Origin of the sequence: Butyricicoccus porcorum (assembly GCF_002157465.1) — a bacterium.
In the GTDB taxonomy this organism is placed as follows: Bacteria; Bacillota; Clostridia; order Oscillospirales; family Butyricicoccaceae; genus Butyricicoccus_A; species Butyricicoccus_A porcorum.
This window is the reverse complement of the sequence record NZ_NHOC01000005.1, coordinates 177,824-197,732: the sequence shown is the minus strand read 5'-3', so window position 1 is coordinate 197,732 and position 19,909 is coordinate 177,824. Positions and strand designations below refer to the sequence as shown.

Genomic DNA, 19,909 nt, shown 5'->3' with positions numbered 1-19,909 from the left:
TGTCCTGCCCATGGATTTCTGATATACTGGAAGCAACATCAATCAGGAAGGACTGATTTCCATGCTGACACCGGCAAAAAAGGAATTTATTGAATTTATGATGAGCGCGGATGTGCTGCGTTTCGGCGACTTTGTCACCAAAAGCGGACGCAACACGCCGTATTTTGTGAACACGGGCAACTACAAGACCGGTTTGCAGTCGTCCAAACTGGGCGAGTTCTATGCCGCTATGGTAAAGGAGACCATCGGGGAAGATTTTGACGCGATGTTCGGCCCGGCATACAAGGGTATCCCGCTGGCGACCTCGGTTGCAGGCGCGCTGGCGCGCACCTATGGCATTGACAAGCCGTTCTTCTTCAACCGCAAGGAAGCGAAGGACCACGGCGAGGGCGGCAGCCTGGTCGGCTACAAGCCGGCGGACGGCGACCGCATTGTCATCATCGAAGACGTCATCACGGCGGGCACCGCAATCCGCGAGACACTGCCGGTGCTGTACGGCGCGGCTGACGTCAAGGTAACCGATATGTTCATTTCGGTCAACCGCTGTGAGGTCGGCCAGACCCCCGGCAAGACCGCTGTCATGGAGGTCGGCGAGGAATTCGGCATCCGCGTGCATTCGCTCATCGATGTCCGTGATATCCATGAATATCTGCAGGGACAGGCGGAGTATGCGTCCATTCTCCCGCTGATGGAATCTTATATGGAAAAATACTGTGTTTTCTAATTCACAAGCGCCTGCGCCGCTCCGGGTTTCCGCCGGAGCGGCGCTTTTTGGTAATCTTTTGCATACTTTTCCGGGGGGAGGGGTACAATTGGGGAGGAGACAGAAAATCAAATACATCAGAATGTGTCACTCTCTGGCACAAAACGCCGGAGAAAGTTGTACAGATTGGTAAAAATTTCACAGACGGACGGGCGCGTGCACACTAAAATGTATAAAAGACGGTTGAACTTTTGGTTATGAGTTGATATAATGAAGGCAACCTGAAGAAGAGTAAATTTTGCGCATGTTTCGGAAAGGATTGTGAGGACAGGGTGGATAAGCATCAGATCCTGCGGGAATGTGCGGAGAATCTTGCGCTTCTGACACAGCTCGGACTCTCTGTGGTTGTGCCGCCTCTGCTTTGCCTGTATGCGGCGGACTGGCTTCGGAACCGGCTGAATCTCGGACTGTGGATCATGGCCATTGCGCTGCTGCTCGGCATGGGCGGCGCGGCAGTCAACGTCTGGCGGACGTGGAAGATGATTGAACGGCGCGGAGAGAAACAGCACAGGGAATGAGCCCGGCGCAGGTGAATTTTAACGTGATTGGTGGTGAGGAATATCAAGATTGAACCGGCAGTCAAACACGAGAGCAGGGATATCGCCATCGGTGTTACCGTCATGAGCGTCATCATGGTGATTTTTTTTGCGGTTATCGGCAAGTTTGACTACACAGTTTTGCTTGGAACCCTGCTGGGCGGCGGGTTTGCTATTCTGGAGTTTTTCCTGATGGCGCTTGCAGTCCAGAAGTCGGTGCAGCGGGATACCCCGGAGGAAGCCAAGCTGGTCATTCAGAATTCGCATACCAGACGGCTGCTCCTGCTGGCGGTAGTCGTGATTGTGGGCATCAAGCTGCCCTATTTCAACTGGGTTGCGGTTGTGCTTCCGCTGTTTTTTCCAAAACTCATCATTTACGCCAAAACCCTGCCTATCTTTCGCAGAAAGGAGGAAGAATGATTCATGGATAATATATCCATCGCTGGTGCCAAAATATACTATACGATTCCCGGGATCAACTATCCGGTGACGCAGACTGTCGTCAATGCCTGGATTGCAATGATTATCATCGTGGGCGTGTGTATCTGGCTGACCCGCGGGCTGAAGGTTCATGCAACGACCAAACGTCAGACGGTCGCCGAGATGGCTGTTCAGATGGCGCAGAATCTGGTCAGAGGCAGCATGGGTGAAGGCTGGGACGATTTTGTTCCGTTCATTGCCGCAATCCTGAGTATGTCGGTTGTCAGCTCGTTCATGAGCCTGACCGGTGCATATTCGCCGACCAATGACCTGAACACGTTTCTCGCATGGAGTATTGTGGTCTTTGTCCTCATCACATACTACAAAATCAAGACAAAGGGGTTTGGCGGCTACCTGAAGAGCTTTACGGAACCGATTTTTGTCATGACACCGATGAACATCATCAGTGAGATTGCAACGCCGGTGTCCATGGCTCTGCGTCACTTCGCAAACATCGTATCCGGCTACGTCATCGGCCTGCTGCTGTATGCGGCACTCGGCGCGGTGAGCAAGGCAGTCCTGTTCTGGCTGCCAGGATCCCTGAGCGCAATACCGATTCTGCAAATCGGTATTCCCGCTGTGCTCAACGTTTATTTTACCTGCTTCTCCGGCTGCGTTCAGCCATACATCTTCTGTATGCTGACTATGCAGTTCGTTGCATCCGCTGCATCGGACGAATGAGGAGCACACACACCGTTTCAACATGCTTTTGCGGCATGCGGCAATGTGTGGAGAGAACCATATGCCGCATGACGGCAAACCGTTTCTTGGAGATTCAACATTCAGATAATTTCAGGAGGAAAATATTATGGAAAGAGCAATCGTACTTGCAGCATCTGCAATCGGCGCCGGTCTTGCAATGATCGCGGGCGTTGGCCCTGGTATTGGTGAAGGCTATGCAGCAGGCAAGGCCTGTGAAGCAATCGGACGTCAGCCGGAAGCAAAGGGCCCGGTTACCAGCACCCTGATCCTCGGCTGTGCACTGGCAGAGACCACCGGTCTGTATGGCCTGATTGTTGCGCTGATCCTGATGTTCGTCAATCCTTTCCTCGGCAAGCTGTAATTGCCGGGATTTCCGCGCAGGCGGAATCATTTTTTGAGAAAGGAGAACGAATTTGGGTACATTAGATCTAGTTTCCATTGTCCCGTGGGAAATCATTACACAGCTGATTAACCTTCTGCTGTTGTTCCTGCTGCTCAAACACTTTCTTTTCAAGCCCGTGCAGAATGTCCTGAACGCCCGCCAGGCGGAGATCGACAAGAGCTACGCCGATGCCGAGGCCGCACAGACCCAGGCTGAGGCGCTGCGCGACGAATATGAGAAGCGTATCGCCGACGCAAAGGCGGAGGCTTCCGATATCGTCAAGAGCGCGACCCGCAAGGCGCAGCTTCACGGTGAGGAAATTGTCCGTGATGCCCAGTCCCAGGCTTCCCGCCTGATGGAGAAGGCGGACGCACAGATCGAGCAGGAAAAGAAGAAAGCCATGAACGAGCTCAAAAATGAGATTTCGGGCATTGCCGTCGATATTGCCTCCAAGGTCGTCGAGCGTGAGATCGATGCAAAGGATCACGAAGCGCTGATCTCGGAGTTTATCAAGGGTGTAGGTGAGGCTTCATGACAGAGATTGCAAAAGCATACGGCAAAACGCTGTACGATCTGGCAGTCGAATGTGAAAGCGTAGAGCAGATGCTCGACGAAATAACCACCCTTCGGCAGGCTTTCGAGGAGAACCCGCAGTTTCTGACACTGATGAACACGCCCAACCTCACGAAGGAAGAGCGCGTTTCCATCGTCGATGAGACCTTCGGCGGGAAGATCCATATTTATCTGCTCAATTTCCTCAAGATCATCGCGGAAAACGGCACGGCACACGAGTTTATCGACACGGCCAGACAGTTCCGCAATGAATATAACTGGGAAAACGGGATTGAAACCGTGACGGTGGTTTCCGCCGTCGCGCTCGGTGCAAAACAGGAAGCTCAGCTGGTGGAAAAGCTCAGCCAGGTGACCGGTAAGACCATCCATCTGGAGAAAAAGGTCGATCCGGCTGTCATCGGCGGCATCCGCCTGCAAATGGAGGGGCTTCAGATGGACGGCACCGTTAAGAATAAACTGGATGCGATCCGCAGCCGTCTGCTGCACACGATCGCATAAAGCAGAAAGTTGGTGAGACTATGCAGTTACGTCCTGAAGAAATCAGCAGTGTCATTAAGGCACAGATAAAGAATTATGATACCAAGATCGAGCAGAGCGAAACCGGCCGCATCATCCTGATCGGCGACGGCATCGCGCGTGCATCCGGTCTGGAAAAATGTATGGCAAACGAACTGGTTGAGTTTGCCAACGGCGAATACGGCATGGCTCTGAACCTGGAAGAAAATTCGGTATCCATCGTAATGCTGGGTTCCGACAAAGGGGTTCGTGAGGGCGATATCGTAAAGCGTACCGGCAAAGTAGTTTCCGTCCCGGTCGGTGAGGCACTGATCGGACGCGTTGTCAATGCACTGGGCCAGCCGGTCGACGGCAAGGGCCCGATCGAGGCGACCGAAAACCGCCCGATCGAATCTCCGGCTCCGGGCATCATCGAGCGCCAGAAGGTAAACGTGCCGCTCCAGACGGGCATCAAGGCAATCGACTCCATGATCCCGATCGGTCGCGGTCAGCGTGAGCTTATCATCGGCGACCGCCAGACCGGTAAAACCGTCCTGGCAACCGATACCATCATCAACCAGAAGGGCAAAGATGTCATCTGCATCTATGTCGCCATCGGCCAGAAGAACTCTACCGTTGCAACGCTGGTAGAAGAGCTGACCAAGGCAGGCGCGATGGATTACACCATCGTCGTCACCGCGACAGCCAGCGAGCTGTCTCCGCTCCAGTATATCGCGCCGTATTCCGGCTGCGCTATGGGCGAATATTTCATGAATAAGGGTAAGGATGTCCTGGTCGTATATGACGATCTGTCCAAGCACGCAGTCGCTTACCGTGCACTGTCTCTGCTGATCCGCAGACCGCCAGGACGTGAGGCGTATCCGGGCGACGTATTCTATCTGCACTCCAGACTGCTCGAACGCGCAGCGCGTCTGGCTCCGGAATACGGCGGCGGCTCTCTGACCGCGCTGCCGATCATCGAGACGCAGGCGGGCGACGTTTCGGCCTACATTCCGACCAACGTCATTTCTATCACCGACGGCCAGATCTTCCTTGAGACCGAGCTGTTCCATTCCGGCATCATGCCGGCAGTAAACCCGGGTATTTCGGTCAGCCGAGTCGGTGGCGACGCACAGATCAAGGCGATGAAGAAGGTTGCCGGCACGCTGAAGCTGGCATATTCGCAGTACCGCGAGCTGCAGTCGTTCGCACAGTTCGGCTCCGATCTGGACGCCGACACCAAGCGCCGTCTGGCACAGGGCGAACGCATCGTAGAGGTGCTCAAGCAGAATCGCAGCTGCCCGATTGCCGTTGAAAATCAGGTCGCAATCATTTACGCCGTTACGAAGAATTTCCTCGATGACATCGCAGTCAGCGACATCAGCGAGTTTGAAGGCGAGCTGTACGAATATCTGGACGCAAACCCGGATATTTTGGCAGAAATCCGCGAAAAGGGAACCATGGGTGACGAAACGACATCCAAGCTGGAAGAGGCCATCGGTACAGTCAAAGCCGCTTTTCTGAAGACCAGATAAGGGGGCTGAGACATGGGAGCCTCGATGAAGGAAATTAAGCTGCGCATCAAAAGTGTGCAGAGCACCATGCAGATCACCAAGGCGATGGAGCTCGTCGCGTCCTCCAAGCTCAACCGCGCCAAGGAGCGCATTGAGCGCACGGAGCCGTATTTCAACATCGTGCACGAGACGCTGAGCACCATTGCATACGGCAAGCGCGATTTCCGCTCGCCGTTCGTCGAGCCGCGTGAGGAGATCAAAAAGGTCTGCTATATCGTAATCGCGGGCGACAGAGGCCTTGCGGGAGGCTATAACAGCAACATCAACAAAGCGCTTGAGGCGCATATCGCCTCGCACGGCAAGCCGGTGTGTGTTGTGCCGGTAGGCAAGAAGGCCGTGGAGTACTGCCAGCGCAAGAAGCTGGAAATTCTGACCGAGCAATACAACATTGTCGAAGATGTCACCGTCGGCAATTGCTTTGAGGCGGCACACTTCCTCGCAGATGAATTCTGTAAGGGCGCGTTTGACGAGCTGTATATTGTCTATACAAACTTTGTCTCCATGCTGTCGCAGAACGCGACGGCGATGCGGATTCTTCCGATTCCGTATGAGAAGAGCGAGGCAAAGGATGACCTGAAGAGCCTGGTGCTGTATGAACCGAACCCGGAAGCCGTGTTCAACGCGGTCGTTCCGGAATATATTTCCGGTATTTTCTACGGTGCGCTCAGCCAGTCCTGGGCATCTGAACTGGCGGCCCGCCGCACGGCGATGGACGCGGCCAGCCAGAACGCCAGCGATATGATTGACGATCTGAGCCTGAAGTATAACCGTGCCCGTCAGGGTGCGATTACGCAGGAAATTACCGAAATTGTGGCCGGTGCGGAGCACTAAGTTCCCCGCCTGCCTTACCCAAACCAAGAAGGAGATATGTGCATGAACGAGCAAAATTTTGGTACAGTGGCTCAGGTTATCGGCCCTGTACTGGATGTAAAATTTGCAGACGGAAAGCTTCCCAATCTTCTCAATGCACTTGAAATTGACCACAACGGTACCAAGCTGATTGCCGAGGTTGCGCAGCACATCGGCGACAACACCGCGCGCTGCATCGCCATGAGCTCCACCGACGGCCTTGTCCGCGGCGAGAAGGCGCTCGACACCGGCAAGAGCATTTCCGTTCCGGTCGGCGATGTGACGCTCGGCCGCATGTTCAACCTGCTCGGCGAGCCGATCGACAACGGCGAGCCGGTCAAGGCAGAAGAGTATTGGGAAATTCATCGTCCGGCGCCGTCCTATGAAGATCAGGAGGGCGCAACCACCATCCTCGAAACCGGCATCAAGGTCATCGACCTGATCTGCCCGTACGCAAAGGGTGGTAAGATCGGCCTGTTCGGCGGTGCCGGTGTCGGCAAGACCGTCCTTATCATGGAACTGATTAACAACGTCGCCAAGCAGCACGGCGGTATTTCGGTATTCGCAGGCGTCGGCGAGCGTACCCGTGAGGGCAACGATCTGTACGGAGAAATGACCGAGTCCGGCGTTCTGAACAAGACCGCGCTGGTTTATGGCCAGATGAACGAGCCGCCCGGAGCACGTATGCGTGTCGCCCTGTCCGGCCTGACGATGGCAGAATATTTCCGTGACCGCGAGGGTCAGGACGTACTTCTGTTTATCGACAACATCTTCCGCTTCACGCAGGCCGGCTCGGAGGTATCCGCGCTGCTCGGCCGTATGCCGTCCGCCGTTGGCTACCAGCCGACGCTGGCAACCGAGATGGGCGCGCTCCAGGAGCGCATTACATCCACCAAGCGCGGCTCGATCACGTCGGTACAGGCGGTTTATGTCCCGGCGGACGACCTGACCGACCCGGCGCCGGCAACCACGTTTACCCATCTGGATGCGACGACGGTCCTCGATCGAAGCATTTCGTCCCAGGGCATTTTCCCGGCAGTCGATCCGCTGGATTCCACCAGCCGTATCCTGTCGCCGGAAGTCGTCGGCATGGAGCACTATCAGGTCGCGCGCGACGTACAGAAGATTTTGCAGCGCTATAAGGAGCTTCAGGATATCATCGCCATCATGGGTATGGACGAGCTGTCCGAGGAGGACAAGCTGACCGTATCGCGTGCGCGTAAGATTCAGCGTTTCCTGTCCCAGCCGTTCTCCGTCGCAGAGCAGTTCACCGGCATGCAGGGCAAATATGTCCCGCTGAAGGAGACCATCCGCGGCTTTAAGGAGATCATTGAGGGCAAGCACGACGATATTCCGGAGTCCGCCTTCCTGTTTGTCGGTACCATTGAGGAGGCCGTTGAAAAAGCCCAGAAGGGGGAATAACGCATGAGTGTATTCCATCTGAGGATTGTCACGGCTGACGGCCTGTATTTTGACGGCGAGGCGCAGCGCGTCATCGCGCGCACGATTGACGGCGATGTCTGCATTCTGGCACATCATACGCCGTACCTGACTGCGCTCGGCATGGGCGAGTGCCGCGTGACCGGCAGCAATGGCGAGACCCGCCGCGCCGCCTGCATCGGCGGCATGCTGTCCGTGATGAACAACGAGGTAAATCTCGTTGCGACTACGTTTGAATGGGCGGAAGACATTGACATCAGCCGCGCCGAGCGTGCACGCCAGCGCGCGGAGGAACTGATGCAGAAGCATCTGGATCAGCGTGAATATGAGCTGGCGCAGGCCAAGCTCAAGCGTGCATTGACCAGAATCAATGTCGGCAAGTAAATAAAGTCAGACAGAACCGGTCGGTATCCACGCGATATCGGCCGGTTTTTGTGCCGGAAAAGCGGATATATGGCGGGAAATCCGTGACAGATACGACATGCCATGCTATAATACCAATAGCTATACCTTCACATCGGAAAAAGGAGAGAGAGTATGTACTGTAATAAATGCGGCACATTGTTGCCGGACAATGCAGATTTCTGTCCGACCTGCGGCGCCCCCACGCCCAGACAGGCACAGCCGGTGCGTCAGGCACACGGAAAAAATTCGATTGTCATTGCGGCAATTGCAGCCGTGACTGTCGTGTTGGTGGCATGTATCATCTGCTTTACGCTGATAAACCGGAGCAGCCAGGAGGCACAGCTTGCAGCGGTGGGGGAGACACAGCAGCAGAGCGGGCAGAGCAACACCCAGACAGCGGATGCGGACAAGGCAGACGGCAATTTGGACAGCACGGCTTCCGAACAGGAGAAAACGGAGACCGGAGACAGCAGCGGCGAGAGCACGCAAGCCGCGACAACAGTCACCAACAACTATTATTATTACGGTGACGGCGCAGCGAGTGACAACGATTACTACACGCGCGTGACCAGCTCGGGCTACCTGTGGCCGACGGATACACAATATATTTCCACCTCTGACCTGCGTGGTCTGAGTCAGGACACGGTTGCGGCCATCCGCAATGAAATTTATGCGCGCCACGGCTATGCGTTTACCACGGCGCGCTGGCAGACCTATTTTGCATCCAAGACATGGTATGACCGCGACAGCACCTGCACCGAATCGACGATCCGTGCACGTCTGTCCTCGATAGAACGCGCGAATATCAGCACCATAGTTGCGTATGAGGAGAGCAAGGGATGGCGCTGAAACGATGGGTTCTGACTGTGCTGCTTGCAGGGCTGCTGTGGTGTCTGTATGGCTGCGGCAAAGCCGCCGTGAGTCCGGCAGGGAGTGCGGATTCCGGTTCTGCGGGACAGACTGTGGATTCCGGCAGCGCGGCAGGAGCTGCGGAGGATACCGGTGAGCTGATTGACCCGCCGCTGGAGGAGGAAGCATCCGACACCAGCGAACAGGCGCAGCCGCTTGCGGGCATTGTCATCTGTCTTGACCCCGGTCACGGCGTGACGGACGCCACCGGGCAGGAGCGGGTTTCTCCGCTTTCGCAGGAGACCAAGGCGGCCTATGTCAGCGGTGCTGCGGGCAACAGTCAGACCGAAGAAGAACTCAATCTCGCCGTTGCACAGCTGGTGCGCGCGGGATTGGAAGAGCGCGGGGCACAGGTTGTCATGACACGGCAGACCAATGAAGCAACGGTCAGCAACATCGAACGCGCACAGATTGCAAACAATGCGGGTGCAGACTTGTGCATCCGCATTCATGCGGATGGCTCAGAGGATTCCTCGGTTTCCGGCATGTCGATGCAGGTGCCTGCGGGCAGCCTGCTGGGGACACCGGAGATCGAGCAGCCGAGTGCGCGGGTGGCCGAGATCATTCTCGAAGAGGTGACCGCGGCGACTGGCGCGCGCAGCCGTGGACTGGTGCAGCGCAGCGACCTGACCGGCTTTAACTGGTCAGAGGTGCCGTGTGTGCTGCTGGAGATGGGGTTCCTGAGCAACGCACAGGAGGATGCCCTGCTGGCGACGGACGAATATCGACAGCAGATTGCGTCGGGTATTGTTTCCGGCGTGTGCCGCTGGATGGAAAGCGGACGATAACAGAAAAGAAGGTTGAAACGAGATGGATCTTACCCTTAACAGTGCAATCGGAATTGCGGGACAGACGCTGGCGGCATTGTATGCCGCCATGCCGGTGAAAATCGTATTGCTGCTGCTGTCCCTGCTGTTCTGCTTTGCCGGGTACCGGCTGCTGCGCGCGGTCAGCGCGCTGAGCGGTGTTGCACTGGGCGTGGTGCTCGGCATCTGTGTCACCAGCCTGTTCAGCGCGTCGATGAACGAGCTGCTCGGGCTGACGCTGACCGTGCTGGCGATCGTGGTGCTCGGCGTTGCGCTCGGTGTCGTATTTTTCTGCTGGTATCCGCTCGGTGTGTTTACAGTATGTGCCTGTGCCGGTGCGGCGGTCGTGTATCTGCCCGGCTTATTTGTGGCGCAGCATGCACAGGCGGCATTTTGGCTGGTATTGGCAGGCGGTGCCGTGCTGTTCGGCGTGACGGGCGTGCTGTTCCTGCGCCCGGCGGGTATTCTGTCCACCGGTGTGTTCGGCTTTTTTGCCGCATTCGTGTTGGTAGACCTGTTTGCCAGACCGCAGGGGCTCACAACCGTTGTGCTCGGGCTGGCGCTGACGCTTGCCGGCTGTGCTGTGCAGGCTGTGACGGGTCGCGGTGCGGATGTGCTCCCGTTCGGCGAGAGGAATGGACGCACGGTTGCAGCAGAACCAAAGGACAGCGGAGATGCTCATTTGCGTGCGCCTGCGCCCGAAGAAGACGGAGTGGACGACGACACACATGGGCTGGATCTCAGCCAGCTGCCGCAGGAGGAACCGGATGAAATTGATTCGATTTCTCAGACCGTGGCGGCACATATCGGCCTGACGGAGCCGATGACACCGGAGCAGGCGAGGGGGACCGAGCCGTTGTATCCGGAGATTGCGCGGGAAGAAGAACCCGTGCGAGAGCTGTCCAGTTCAGATGATCCGGAAATGGCAGAAGACCGCACGATACTGCTCTCCCTGGAGGATGTGCTGAACCAACAGCAGGATGTGCCGCTGGAACAGCAGGCACAGTTTGCCTGGATGTCCGAACAGCCGGTAGAGACACCTGCTTCCGATGCGGAGCCGGAGGGCACGATGCCGCTGCGCGGCATGTGGAACGACATCTTCCGTCCGGGAGCCGAGCCGGGAGAAGAAGCCGAGCCAGTGGAAGAAACCGAACCGGCAGCAGTGGAATCAACCGAAGACCTGCCGCAGGCATCGGAGTCAGACAGCGTGGAGCCGGAAGCTGCGGCGGATATAGAGCAGATGCTCAGCAGCACAGCAGACCTGACCCGTGCGCTGGAACAGGCGCTGGGTGCGCTGGAAAAGCCGGAAAAAACCGATGCGGAGCCGGATGTGGATATGATGTGGGAGCAGCTGTTCCCGTCTGAGGAAGATCGGCCGGAGGCACCTGCCCACACGGGACGGACAGCAGAGGGATCTGTCGGGGAATCGGAAGAACAGGCGAACCGTGTGGAATCGGATGTGGATTCGGAGGAGGACGCGATATGGGAGCAGATGTTCCCGCCGATGTTCAAAGAGGAACCACCGGAAGAGGATTTTGACGCGGAACCGGAAGAAGAACCCGAAATCGCCGCAGAAGCAGCGGATGAGCTGATGGAAGTATCTGACGATACCGAGCAGACGGAATCGGCGGACATGTCTGAGCCGGAGAAACCCCGGAAGGAATTTTCCGTACGCCTGTTGTGGCCGGCGCTGCTGACGGTTGTCGTACTTGTACTCGCCGGAATTGGAATTCGATATGTTGAGCTTGCGCTTGCACTGTGCTTTGTGTGCTATGTGTTGCGGTATTACCGTGCGGCGGCATTTGCCTGTGCCGTACTGTGTGTGCGCCGCGTATTGGATGTAGTTCAGCTTATCGTGCGGGGCGGCAGCTGGCTGGAAATCGTGCTGGACGCGCTTTGTGCGGCCGCATTCCTCGCGCTTACGTATGCCGCAATGCGCGCATATACTGCGCTCCGCCATGCGGATGCGGAGGAAACCGAAGAATAAAGAAAAAAGCTGTTTCAGTATCCGAAACAGCTTTTTTGTGCAAAAATAGCGGAAAAACGAAACGAGACGGTTCACCCAACCGTCTCGTTTCTTCTCTCTTCTCTGTATGGCATATTACTCACGCCCTCTGTATAGGGCGGATGATGCGGTACTCCTGCTAAAAAGTACAGTTATAAATATACCACACTGGATAGAGAAAGAGTAGTGGCAAACCTCCCAAAAAAAACTGCAATTTTTTGTGCAAAAAGTTCGGTGCGTTTCCGGGAAAGTGTAAAATGAACCGCGAAAATGCAGGATTTCCGGCGTATCTGGCAAAAGGGCAGGAGTTTTTTGGGAAAACAATCGATTTTACTTCCCATTCGGCGCGCAACGGTGCTATACTGGACAGGCGGAAATTTTAGCGGTTTCCGCAGAGGAGGAACGACATGCATACGAAAGCAAAATCAGCGTGGATGATCGCAGGCGCGGGCGCGTTGTGGGGCATGATTGCCCTGTTTGTGCGCGCGCTGAACGCGGCGGGGCTGTCCGCGTTGGAGATCGTCTTTTTTCGCAACTTGCTTGCGGCCGCGGCGCTCGGCGTTGTGGTAGCCGTGCGCGACCGGTCAGCGCTGCGCATCCGCCTGCGCGATGTCTGGATGTTTGTCGGCACAGGCATGGTCAGCATTGCGCTGTTTAATTTGTGTTATTTTTATACGCTCTCGCGCAGCAGCGTAGCGGTGGCGGCATTGCTGCTGTACACCTCGCCGGTGTTTGTCCTGCTGCTGTCCATCCTGCTGTTCCGCGAACGTCTGACGGCACATCGGCTTGCCGCAATTGTCATCACAATTGCGGGCTGCGCGTGCATCACAGGCGTGTTTTCACAGGCGCAGGCAGTTGCACCGATGACGGTGCTGTGCGGCCTCGGCTCGGGGTTGTTTTACGCGCTGTACAGTATCTTTGGAAAATTTGCGCTGCGGCGTTACAGCGCGATGACCGTTTCGTTTTATACGTTTGTGTTTGCGGCACTTGCAACTGCGCCGTTCAGTGCGGCACACTGCACGCAAAAGGTGCTGGCTCAGCCACATACGCTGCTGGTCGGGCTCGGCTTGGCAGTGGTGTGCACGGTTGTGCCGTTCCTGCTGTATACCGGCGGGCTGGACGGTGTGCCCGCGTCGCAGGCAGCTGTGCTGGCGACGGTTGAACCGCTGGTAGGCAGCCTGCTGGGAGTCGTTGTGTTTGGCGACCCGTTTACCATCTGGACCGTGCTTGGCATGGCACTGATCCTCAGTTCGATTCTGGTGTTGCAGCTGCCGCCGCGCAGGCGTCCGGCTGTGGAGGAAGCAAATGGATAGTTTTGTATTCAGCCTGAACGCCACCGTGCCGATCTTCCTCGTCATGGTGCTCGGCTATATTTTAAAACAGATCGGCATGTTCACGGAGGAATTCTGTGCCGTTGCCAACAAATATGTGTTCAAAGTTGCACTGCCGGTGCTGCTGTTCCGTGACATTGCACAGACCGACCTGTATCAGGATTTCAATCTGAGCTTTGTGCTGTATTGCGCAGGTGTGACCATCGTGATGTTCCTCGGGCTGTGGCTGCTGACAGCAAAGCTCATGCCGGACAAGACGATGGTCGGCGCGTTTGTACAGGGTGCTGCGCGCAGCAGTGTGGCCGTGCTCGGCATCGCGTTTGTTCAGAATATTTACGGCGACGCGGGACTGACCCCACTGATGATTGTCTCTGCTGTGCCGCTGTTTAATGTGTTCTCCGTTGTCATCCTGACATTTTCTGCGGGCGGCGGGGCACATGGGCGGGCTGCGGTCAAGCGCGCGTGCATCAATGTGCTCAAAAACCCGATTATCCTCGGCATTTTTGCGGGTCTGCCGTTCTCGCTGCTGCGCATTGAGATTCCAACCATTCCGCTCAAGATGATCGACAGCGTGGCGTCTACGGCGACGCCGATTGCGCTGCTCGTGGTCGGCGCGGGTTTTGAGGGCGCGCAGGCGCTCGCAAAGATTCGTCCGACGATTGCTGCGACAGTGATTAAGCTGCTCGCACTGCCGGCGCTGTTTTTGCCGCTGGCGGTGCACCTCGGCTTTTCCGGCACAGAGATGGTAGCCGTGCTCATCATGCTCGGTTCGCCGACAACCGTCACATCTTATATTATGGCAAAAAATATGGACAACGACGGAGAACTGTCGTCCAGTATCATCGTGCTGACAACCCTGCTTTCCTCAGTCACGCTGACCGGATGGATTTTCCTTTTGCGCGTCATGCAGCTGATTTGATGCGGTTTTATGCGGAAATGGCAGGGGATTCCTTGACAGGGCAACGCCGGTATCGGTATAATAAGAATAAGATAGAGGAATAGACCTTTCTGCGCCTGAAAAATGGGGACGGGCAGAGCTGATGTGATGGAGGGACAGATAATATGAAAGGATTGATTCTTGCGGCAGGCAAGGGGACGCGGCTGTATCCGATGACAAAGCCCGTATGCAAGCCGTTGCTTCCGGTTTATGATAAACCGCTGATTTATTATCCGCTTTCTGTGCTCATCCAGTCGGGGATTACTGATATTATGGTGATTATCCCGGATGGAGAGGAGGAGACGTTTGAGCGCCTGCTCGGTGATGGCAGTGCGTGGGGCATTCATATATCCTATGCGGTGCAGAAGGTGCCGCGCGGCATTGCGGATGCTTTCCTTGTCGCGGAGGATTTCATCCGGGGCGAATCGGTCTGCCTGGTTCTGGGTGACAATATTTTTTATGATGAAACCAAGAAATATCAGTTCATGCAGGCGGTGGACGACAACGACGGCGCGACCGTGTTCGGCTATTATGTCGATGACCCGCGCGCCTTCGGCGTGGTAGAGTTCGACGAGAACGGCAATGCCATCAGCATTGAGGAAAAGCCGCGCTTTCCGAAGTCCAATTACATCATTCCGGGGCTGTATTTCTACAACGCAGATGTGCTGGATATTGCGAAGAATCTCAAGCCGTCCGCGCGCGGCGAGCTGGAAATTACCGATGTCAATCTGGAATACCTGCGCCGCGGCCAGCTGAAGGTCGTTCCGCTGAACGACAGCTTTGTGTGGAAGGATGCGGGCACGGCGGAGAACCTGCTCGAAGCGGCAAACTGTGTGCGCGAGGTACAGGAGCGCACCGGGCGCTACATCGCCTGTCCGGAGGAATGTGCCTACAACAAGGGCCTGATTACCGCAGAGCAGGTGCACGAAGTTGGAATCCAGCTGGGAAAAACGCTGTACGGACAGTACTTACAGTGCCTGTAAAACACATACAGAGCGGCCGCCTGGCCGCTCTGTTTTTGGAAGAAGGGAATTTTTTGTGAAAACAACGGTTTATTTCATCCGCCATGGCACGACGGACAACAACGTCGGCGGGCGGTTTCAAGGCAGCTCGGATATTCCGCTGGGACAGACCGGTCTGCGGCAGGCGTACTATCTGGGCGAGCGGTTTGCCGGCATGCCGGTGGATGCGGTATACAGCAGCCCGCTGACGCGCGCACGACAGACGGCGGAGGGCGTGTGCCGCCATCTGTCGGTACAGCCGGTGCTGGTGGACGGTTTGCGCGAGATCGACGGTGGTCTGCTCGAAGGGCATACCAATGAGGAAAACCGGCGGGCGTATCCCGAAGTGATGGACAATTTCCGCAACCATCCGGCAAGGTTCTGTCCGCCGGGCGGCGAGAGCGCCAGACAGATTCACACGCGCATGACGGAGACCGTCAATCGGCTGATCCGCGAAAACGCGGGCAAATCCATCGTCATCGTGTCGCATGGCTTTGCGCTGCAATCGTATCTCGCGTGCCTCGATACCCCGTTCGACGAGATGGAGCCGAATATTGTGGGCAATGCCTCAATTTCCTGCATAGTGTACGGGGAAAACGGCGATTTTGAAACAAAATTTTATGACGACCAGTCGCATCTGCCGGAGGATCTGCGCTTCCGCTCCGCGTTTTTGAAGCAGGGGCGTGCGCCGGGCGCGAAGCGCGCGGAATAAACGCACGGAAAAGTGCACAAATTGCGTTTCTTTGGTCGAAAAACACAAACAAAAACAACAAAACCTCTCCGATTTGGAGAGGTTTTACAATCTTGGTCAGCTTGACAAATTTGCATAAGTATGCTATCATTTAATAGTTTCCACATAAGTATATGGAACTTTGTCCAAATACATTCTAGCATTTTTTCAGTCAAGATGCAAGAAAGAGCATAGCAATAATCACTACGCGGCCAGGCGTATCGAATACTTGAGAAACGGAGTGATGGGTACAATATGGCAAACGAGGCAACAATCAACGGTGTCCATGTCCATGACGTAAAGTACGGACGTACCACCCGAAAGAGCTTTGCCAGGATTCCGGAAATCCTGGACATGCCGAACCTCATCGAGGTTCAGAAAAAATCGTATGAATGGTTCCTGACGGACGGACTGCGCGAGGTATTCGACGACGTTGCGTCCATCAGCGACTACACCGGCAATCTGGAGCTGTCGTTCATCGACTACAAGCTGGACGATGAACCGAAGTACAGCGTGGAGGAATGCAAGGCGCGCGACGCCACGTATGCCTGCCCGCTACGCGTGCGCATGCGCCTGCGCTACAAGGAAACCGGCGAGATCAAGGAGCAGGAGCTGTTCATGGGCGATTTCCCGCGCATGACCGATTCCGGCACGTTCATCATCAACGGCGCGGAGCGCGTTATTGTCTCCCAGATCGTCCGTTCTCCGGGCGTCTACTACGGCATGACGCTGGATAAGACCGACAAGCCGCTGCTGTCCGCAACCGTCATCCCGTACCGCGGCGCTTGGCTGGAGTACGAGACCGACAGCAATGATGTCTTCTACGTCCGCATCGATAAAAACAGAAAAATCCCGATCACTTCGTTTATCCGTGCCATCGGCGTTGAGACCGACGCGGAGATCATCGAGATGTTCGGCGAGGACGAGCGCATTCTGGCAACCCTCGACAAGGATCCGTCCAAGACGGTCGAGGACGCCCTCATCGAAATCTATAAAAAGCTGCGTCCGGGCGAGCCTCCCACGGTTGATTCCGCCCGCAGCCTGCTCAACGCGCTGTTCTTTGACACCCGCCGCTATGATATTTCTGCGGTCGGCCGCTATAAGTACAACAAGAAGCTGAACATTGCACGCCGTCTGGTCGGCCACAAGCTGTGCGAGACCGTCACCGACCCGATGACCGGTGAGATCCTGGCGGAAGAGGGCACGATCCTCACCCGCGAGCAGGCAACGCTCATCGCGCGCCGCGGCGTACACGGTACGATTATCGAGGCCAACGACGGCACGAAGGTCAAGGTGTTCGGCAATGGCATGGTCGATATGAAGGACTTCGTTTCGTTCGACCCGCTGGAAAAGTGCGGCATCAAGGAAAAGGTTCGCTTTGTCGTCCTGAAGGAACTGCTGGACGACGCAGAGGCCGAGGGCAAGACCGAGGACGAGCTGATTGACGACATCCGTGCGGCAAAGGACGATCTGATTCCGAAGCACATCATCGTCGACGACATGCTGGCTTCCATCTGCTACCTGCTGGGCCTCGGTCATGACATCGGCACGACCGATGACATCGACCATCTGGGCAACCGCCGTCTGCGCTGTGTCGGCGAGCTGCTGCAGAACCAGTTCCGCATCGGCTTCTCCCGCATGGAGCGCGTCATCCGTGAGCGCATGACGATTCAGGATCTTGACATCGTCACCCCGCAGTCGCTCATCAATATTCGCCCGGTCACCGCAGCGATCAAGGAATTCTTCGGTTCCTCCCCGCTGTCCCAGTTCATGGATCAGACCAACCCGCTGGCAGAGCTGACGCACAAGCGCCGTATGTCCGCACTGGGTCCTGGCGGTCTGTCGCGTGACCGCGCATCGTTCGAGGTTCGAGACGTACACTACAGCCATTATGGTCGTATGTGCCCGATTGAGACGCCGGAAGGTCCGAACATCGGTCTGATTTCCTACCTCGCAACTTATGCACGCATCAATGAATTTGGCTTTATCGAGGCGCCGTACCGTGTTATCGACAAGGAGACCGGCCGTGTCACCGATGAGGTTCACTATATGACCGCGGACATTGAGGACGAGTACACCGTCTGCCAGGCGTATGAGCCGCTGGACGAGGAAGGCCGTCTGGCAAATCCGCGTATTACCTGCCGCTGCCGCGAAGAAATCGTCGAAGTTGACCGTCAGGATGTCGATCTGATGGACGTTTCGCCGCGCATGATGGTATCCGTTGCGACCGCAATGATCCCGTTCCTCGAGCACGATGACGCAAACCGTGCTCTGATGGGTGCGAACATGCAGCGCCAGGCCGTTCCGCTGCTGAAGACCGAATCCCCGGCTGTCGGCACCGGTATGGAGTACAAGGCATGTGTTGACTCCGGTATTGTTCCGCTGGCGGAGGGCGACGGCACCGTCACCCGCGTTACTGCGCGCGATGTTACTGTCAACTATGACACGATGGGCGAGAAGACCTATCACCTGACCAAGTTCCTGCGTTCCAACCAGTCCACCTGCATCAACCAGCGCCCGATCGTCAACCTCGGCGAGCGCGTCAAGAAGGGTGATGTGCTGGCGGACGGCCCGTCTACCTGCAACGGCGAGGTTGCGCTGGGCAAGAACGCACTCATCGGCTTCATGACCTGGGAAGGTTACAACTACGAGGACGCCGTCCTGCTGAACGAGCGTCTGGTTCGTGATGATGTATACACCTCCATCCACATTGAAGAATACGAATCCGAATCCCGCGACACCAAGCTGGGACCGGAAGAAATTACCCGTGATATCCCGAATGTCGGTGAGGACGCGCTGCGCGACCTCGACGAGCGCGGCATCATCCGCGTCGGCGCCGAGATTCATTCCGGCGATATCCTCGTCGGCAAGGTAACGCCGAAGGGCGAGACCGAGCTGACCGCAGAGGAGCGCCTGCTGCGTGCGATCTTCGGCGAGAAGGCGCGCGAGGTACGCGATACCTCCCTGCGTGCACCGCACGGCGAGGCAGGCATTGTCGTCGATGTCAAGGTATTTACGAGAGAAGCCGGCGACGACCTGTCGCCTGGCGTCAACATGACTGTCCGCGTCTACATCGCGCAGAAGAGAAAGATTTCTGTCGGCGATAAGATGGCAGGCCGCCATGGTAACAAGGGTGTCGTTTCGCGCATCCTGCCGCAGGAGGACATGCCGTTCCTCGAAGACGGCACACCGCTGGACATCGTCCTCAATCCGCTGGGCGTACCGTCCCGAATGAACATCGGACAGGTACTGGAGGTTCATCTGGGCTACGCAGCGATGAGCATGGGCTGGAAGATCGCAACGCCGGTATTCGACGGTGCGAACGAGCAGGACATTGCAGACGCGCTGACCGCAGCCGGCAAGAACCCGAACGGCAAGTCGGTTCTGTATGACGGCCGTACCGGCGAGAAGTTTGACAACGAAGTAACCGTCGGCTATATGTATTACCTCAAGCTGCATCATCTGGTCGACGATAAGATTCACGCACGTTCCACCGGCCCGTACTCGCTGGTTACCCAGCAGCCGCTCGGCGGCAAGGCACAGTTCGGCGGCCAGCGCTTCGGCGAGATGGAAGTCTGGGCTCTCGAAGCATATGGCGCAGCCTATACGCTCCAGGAAATTCTGACCGTCAAGTCGGACGATATTGTCGGCCGTGTCAAGACCTACGAAGCAATCGTCAAGGGTCACAACATCCCGCAGCCGGGCGTACCGGAATCGTTCAAGGTTCTGGTCAAGGAGCTTCAGTCGCTGTGTCTGGACATCCGCGTTCTCGACGAGAACGGCGAGGAAATTATTCTGTCGGACGACGACGACGATACCACCAGCTACGAGCAGCATGAGCGCGCAACCGCGAGCGATTCGGAGTTCGAGGCTTCCGGCTTCGGCATTTCCGACGTCGAGGACGGCGATCATCCGCTCATGGACGGGGAATCTAACGTATCCGACGATCTGTTTGGCAGCGACGATGATTACAGCGAGACGGAGGAGTAAG

19 protein-coding genes are annotated in these 19,909 nt (G+C 56.5%); all 19 read left to right on the top strand.

Annotation, left to right across the window (positions count from 1 at the left end):
• Positions 1 to 61: 61 nt before the first annotated feature.
• The 19 genes from pyrE to rpoB all read left to right on the top strand — a co-directional run bounded on the left by pyrE (position 62) and on the right by rpoB (position 19,908).
• On the top strand, positions 62 to 724 hold the full coding sequence (gene pyrE, locus CBW42_RS06765; RefSeq protein ID WP_087019029.1) for an orotate phosphoribosyltransferase: 663 nt from the start codon (positions 62 to 64) through the stop codon (positions 722 to 724).
• A 311-nt stretch (positions 725 to 1,035) separates the two neighbouring features.
• Complete coding sequence (locus CBW42_RS06760; protein ID WP_165761092.1) at positions 1,036 to 1,281, top strand: AtpZ/AtpI family protein; 246 nt, start codon at positions 1,036 to 1,038, stop codon at positions 1,279 to 1,281.
• 33 nt (positions 1,282 to 1,314) lie between these two features.
• Positions 1,315 to 1,719, top strand: a complete 405-nt coding sequence (locus CBW42_RS06755; protein WP_133058274.1) for an ATP synthase subunit I — start codon at positions 1,315 to 1,317, stop codon at positions 1,717 to 1,719.
• 3 nt (positions 1,720 to 1,722) lie between these two features.
• Entirely contained in the window at positions 1,723 to 2,460 is a 738-nt protein-coding gene (locus CBW42_RS06750) for a F0F1 ATP synthase subunit A (protein ID WP_087019023.1), read from the top strand.
• Positions 2,461 to 2,587: 127 nt separating this feature from the next.
• A complete protein-coding gene (atpE, locus tag CBW42_RS06745) occupies positions 2,588 to 2,842 on the top strand; it encodes an ATP synthase F0 subunit C (protein WP_087019021.1) in 255 nt (84 codons plus the stop codon).
• A gap of 52 nt (positions 2,843 to 2,894) precedes the next feature.
• Entirely contained in the window at positions 2,895 to 3,398 is a 504-nt protein-coding gene (atpF, locus tag CBW42_RS06740; RefSeq protein ID WP_087019019.1) for a F0F1 ATP synthase subunit B, read from the top strand.
• Entirely contained in the window at positions 3,395 to 3,934 is a 540-nt protein-coding gene (atpH, locus tag CBW42_RS06735; RefSeq protein WP_087019017.1) for an ATP synthase F1 subunit delta, read from the top strand. The genes atpF and atpH overlap by 4 nt, the downstream gene beginning before the upstream one ends.
• 20 nt (positions 3,935 to 3,954) lie before the next feature.
• Positions 3,955 to 5,466 (top strand): F0F1 ATP synthase subunit alpha, encoded by a 1,512-nt coding sequence (gene atpA / locus CBW42_RS06730; RefSeq protein WP_087019015.1) that lies wholly within the window; start codon positions 3,955 to 3,957, stop codon positions 5,464 to 5,466.
• A 12-nt stretch (positions 5,467 to 5,478) separates the two neighbouring features.
• On the top strand, positions 5,479 to 6,336 hold the full coding sequence (gene atpG, locus CBW42_RS06725; RefSeq protein ID WP_087019013.1) for an ATP synthase F1 subunit gamma: 858 nt from the start codon (positions 5,479 to 5,481) through the stop codon (positions 6,334 to 6,336).
• 42 nt (positions 6,337 to 6,378) lie between these two features.
• Positions 6,379 to 7,776, top strand: a complete 1,398-nt coding sequence (gene atpD / locus CBW42_RS06720) for a F0F1 ATP synthase subunit beta (RefSeq protein WP_087019011.1) — start codon at positions 6,379 to 6,381, stop codon at positions 7,774 to 7,776.
• Between the two features lie 3 nt (positions 7,777 to 7,779).
• Positions 7,780 to 8,178, top strand: coding sequence for an ATP synthase F1 subunit epsilon (atpC, locus tag CBW42_RS06715; protein ID WP_087019009.1), 399 nt, complete (start codon positions 7,780 to 7,782; stop codon positions 8,176 to 8,178).
• A 153-nt stretch (positions 8,179 to 8,331) separates the two neighbouring features.
• Positions 8,332 to 9,048, top strand: coding sequence for a YARHG domain-containing protein (locus CBW42_RS06710; RefSeq protein WP_087019007.1), 717 nt, complete (start codon positions 8,332 to 8,334; stop codon positions 9,046 to 9,048).
• A complete protein-coding gene (locus CBW42_RS06705) occupies positions 9,039 to 9,896 on the top strand; it encodes an N-acetylmuramoyl-L-alanine amidase family protein (protein ID WP_087019005.1) in 858 nt (285 codons plus the stop codon). Before CBW42_RS06710 ends, CBW42_RS06705 begins: the two co-directional genes overlap by 10 nt.
• A 22-nt stretch (positions 9,897 to 9,918) precedes the next feature.
• Positions 9,919 to 11,901: a TMEM198/TM7SF3 family protein gene (locus CBW42_RS06700; protein ID WP_087019003.1), complete on the top strand. Its 1,983-nt coding sequence runs from the start codon at positions 9,919 to 9,921 to the stop codon at positions 11,899 to 11,901.
• Between the two features lie 425 nt (positions 11,902 to 12,326).
• Entirely contained in the window at positions 12,327 to 13,232 is a 906-nt protein-coding gene (locus CBW42_RS06695; protein ID WP_087019001.1) for a DMT family transporter, read from the top strand.
• Positions 13,225 to 14,169 (top strand): AEC family transporter, encoded by a 945-nt coding sequence (locus CBW42_RS06690; RefSeq protein WP_087018999.1) that lies wholly within the window; start codon positions 13,225 to 13,227, stop codon positions 14,167 to 14,169. The genes CBW42_RS06695 and CBW42_RS06690 overlap by 8 nt, the downstream gene beginning before the upstream one ends.
• 143 nt (positions 14,170 to 14,312) lie before the next feature.
• Positions 14,313 to 15,170 carry a glucose-1-phosphate thymidylyltransferase RfbA gene (gene rfbA / locus CBW42_RS06685; protein ID WP_087018997.1) on the top strand — a complete coding sequence of 286 codons (858 nt, stop codon included), beginning with the start codon at positions 14,313 to 14,315 and terminating at the stop codon, positions 15,168 to 15,170.
• A 55-nt stretch (positions 15,171 to 15,225) separates the two neighbouring features.
• The gene (locus CBW42_RS06680) at positions 15,226 to 15,900 is read left to right on the top strand and encodes a histidine phosphatase family protein (RefSeq protein WP_165761091.1); all 675 of its coding nucleotides are present in this window, start codon (positions 15,226 to 15,228) and stop codon (positions 15,898 to 15,900) included.
• Between the two features lie 273 nt (positions 15,901 to 16,173).
• Complete coding sequence (gene rpoB, locus CBW42_RS06675) at positions 16,174 to 19,908, top strand: DNA-directed RNA polymerase subunit beta (protein ID WP_087018993.1); 3,735 nt, start codon at positions 16,174 to 16,176, stop codon at positions 19,906 to 19,908.
• The last annotated feature ends 1 nt before the right edge of the window (position 19,909 follow it).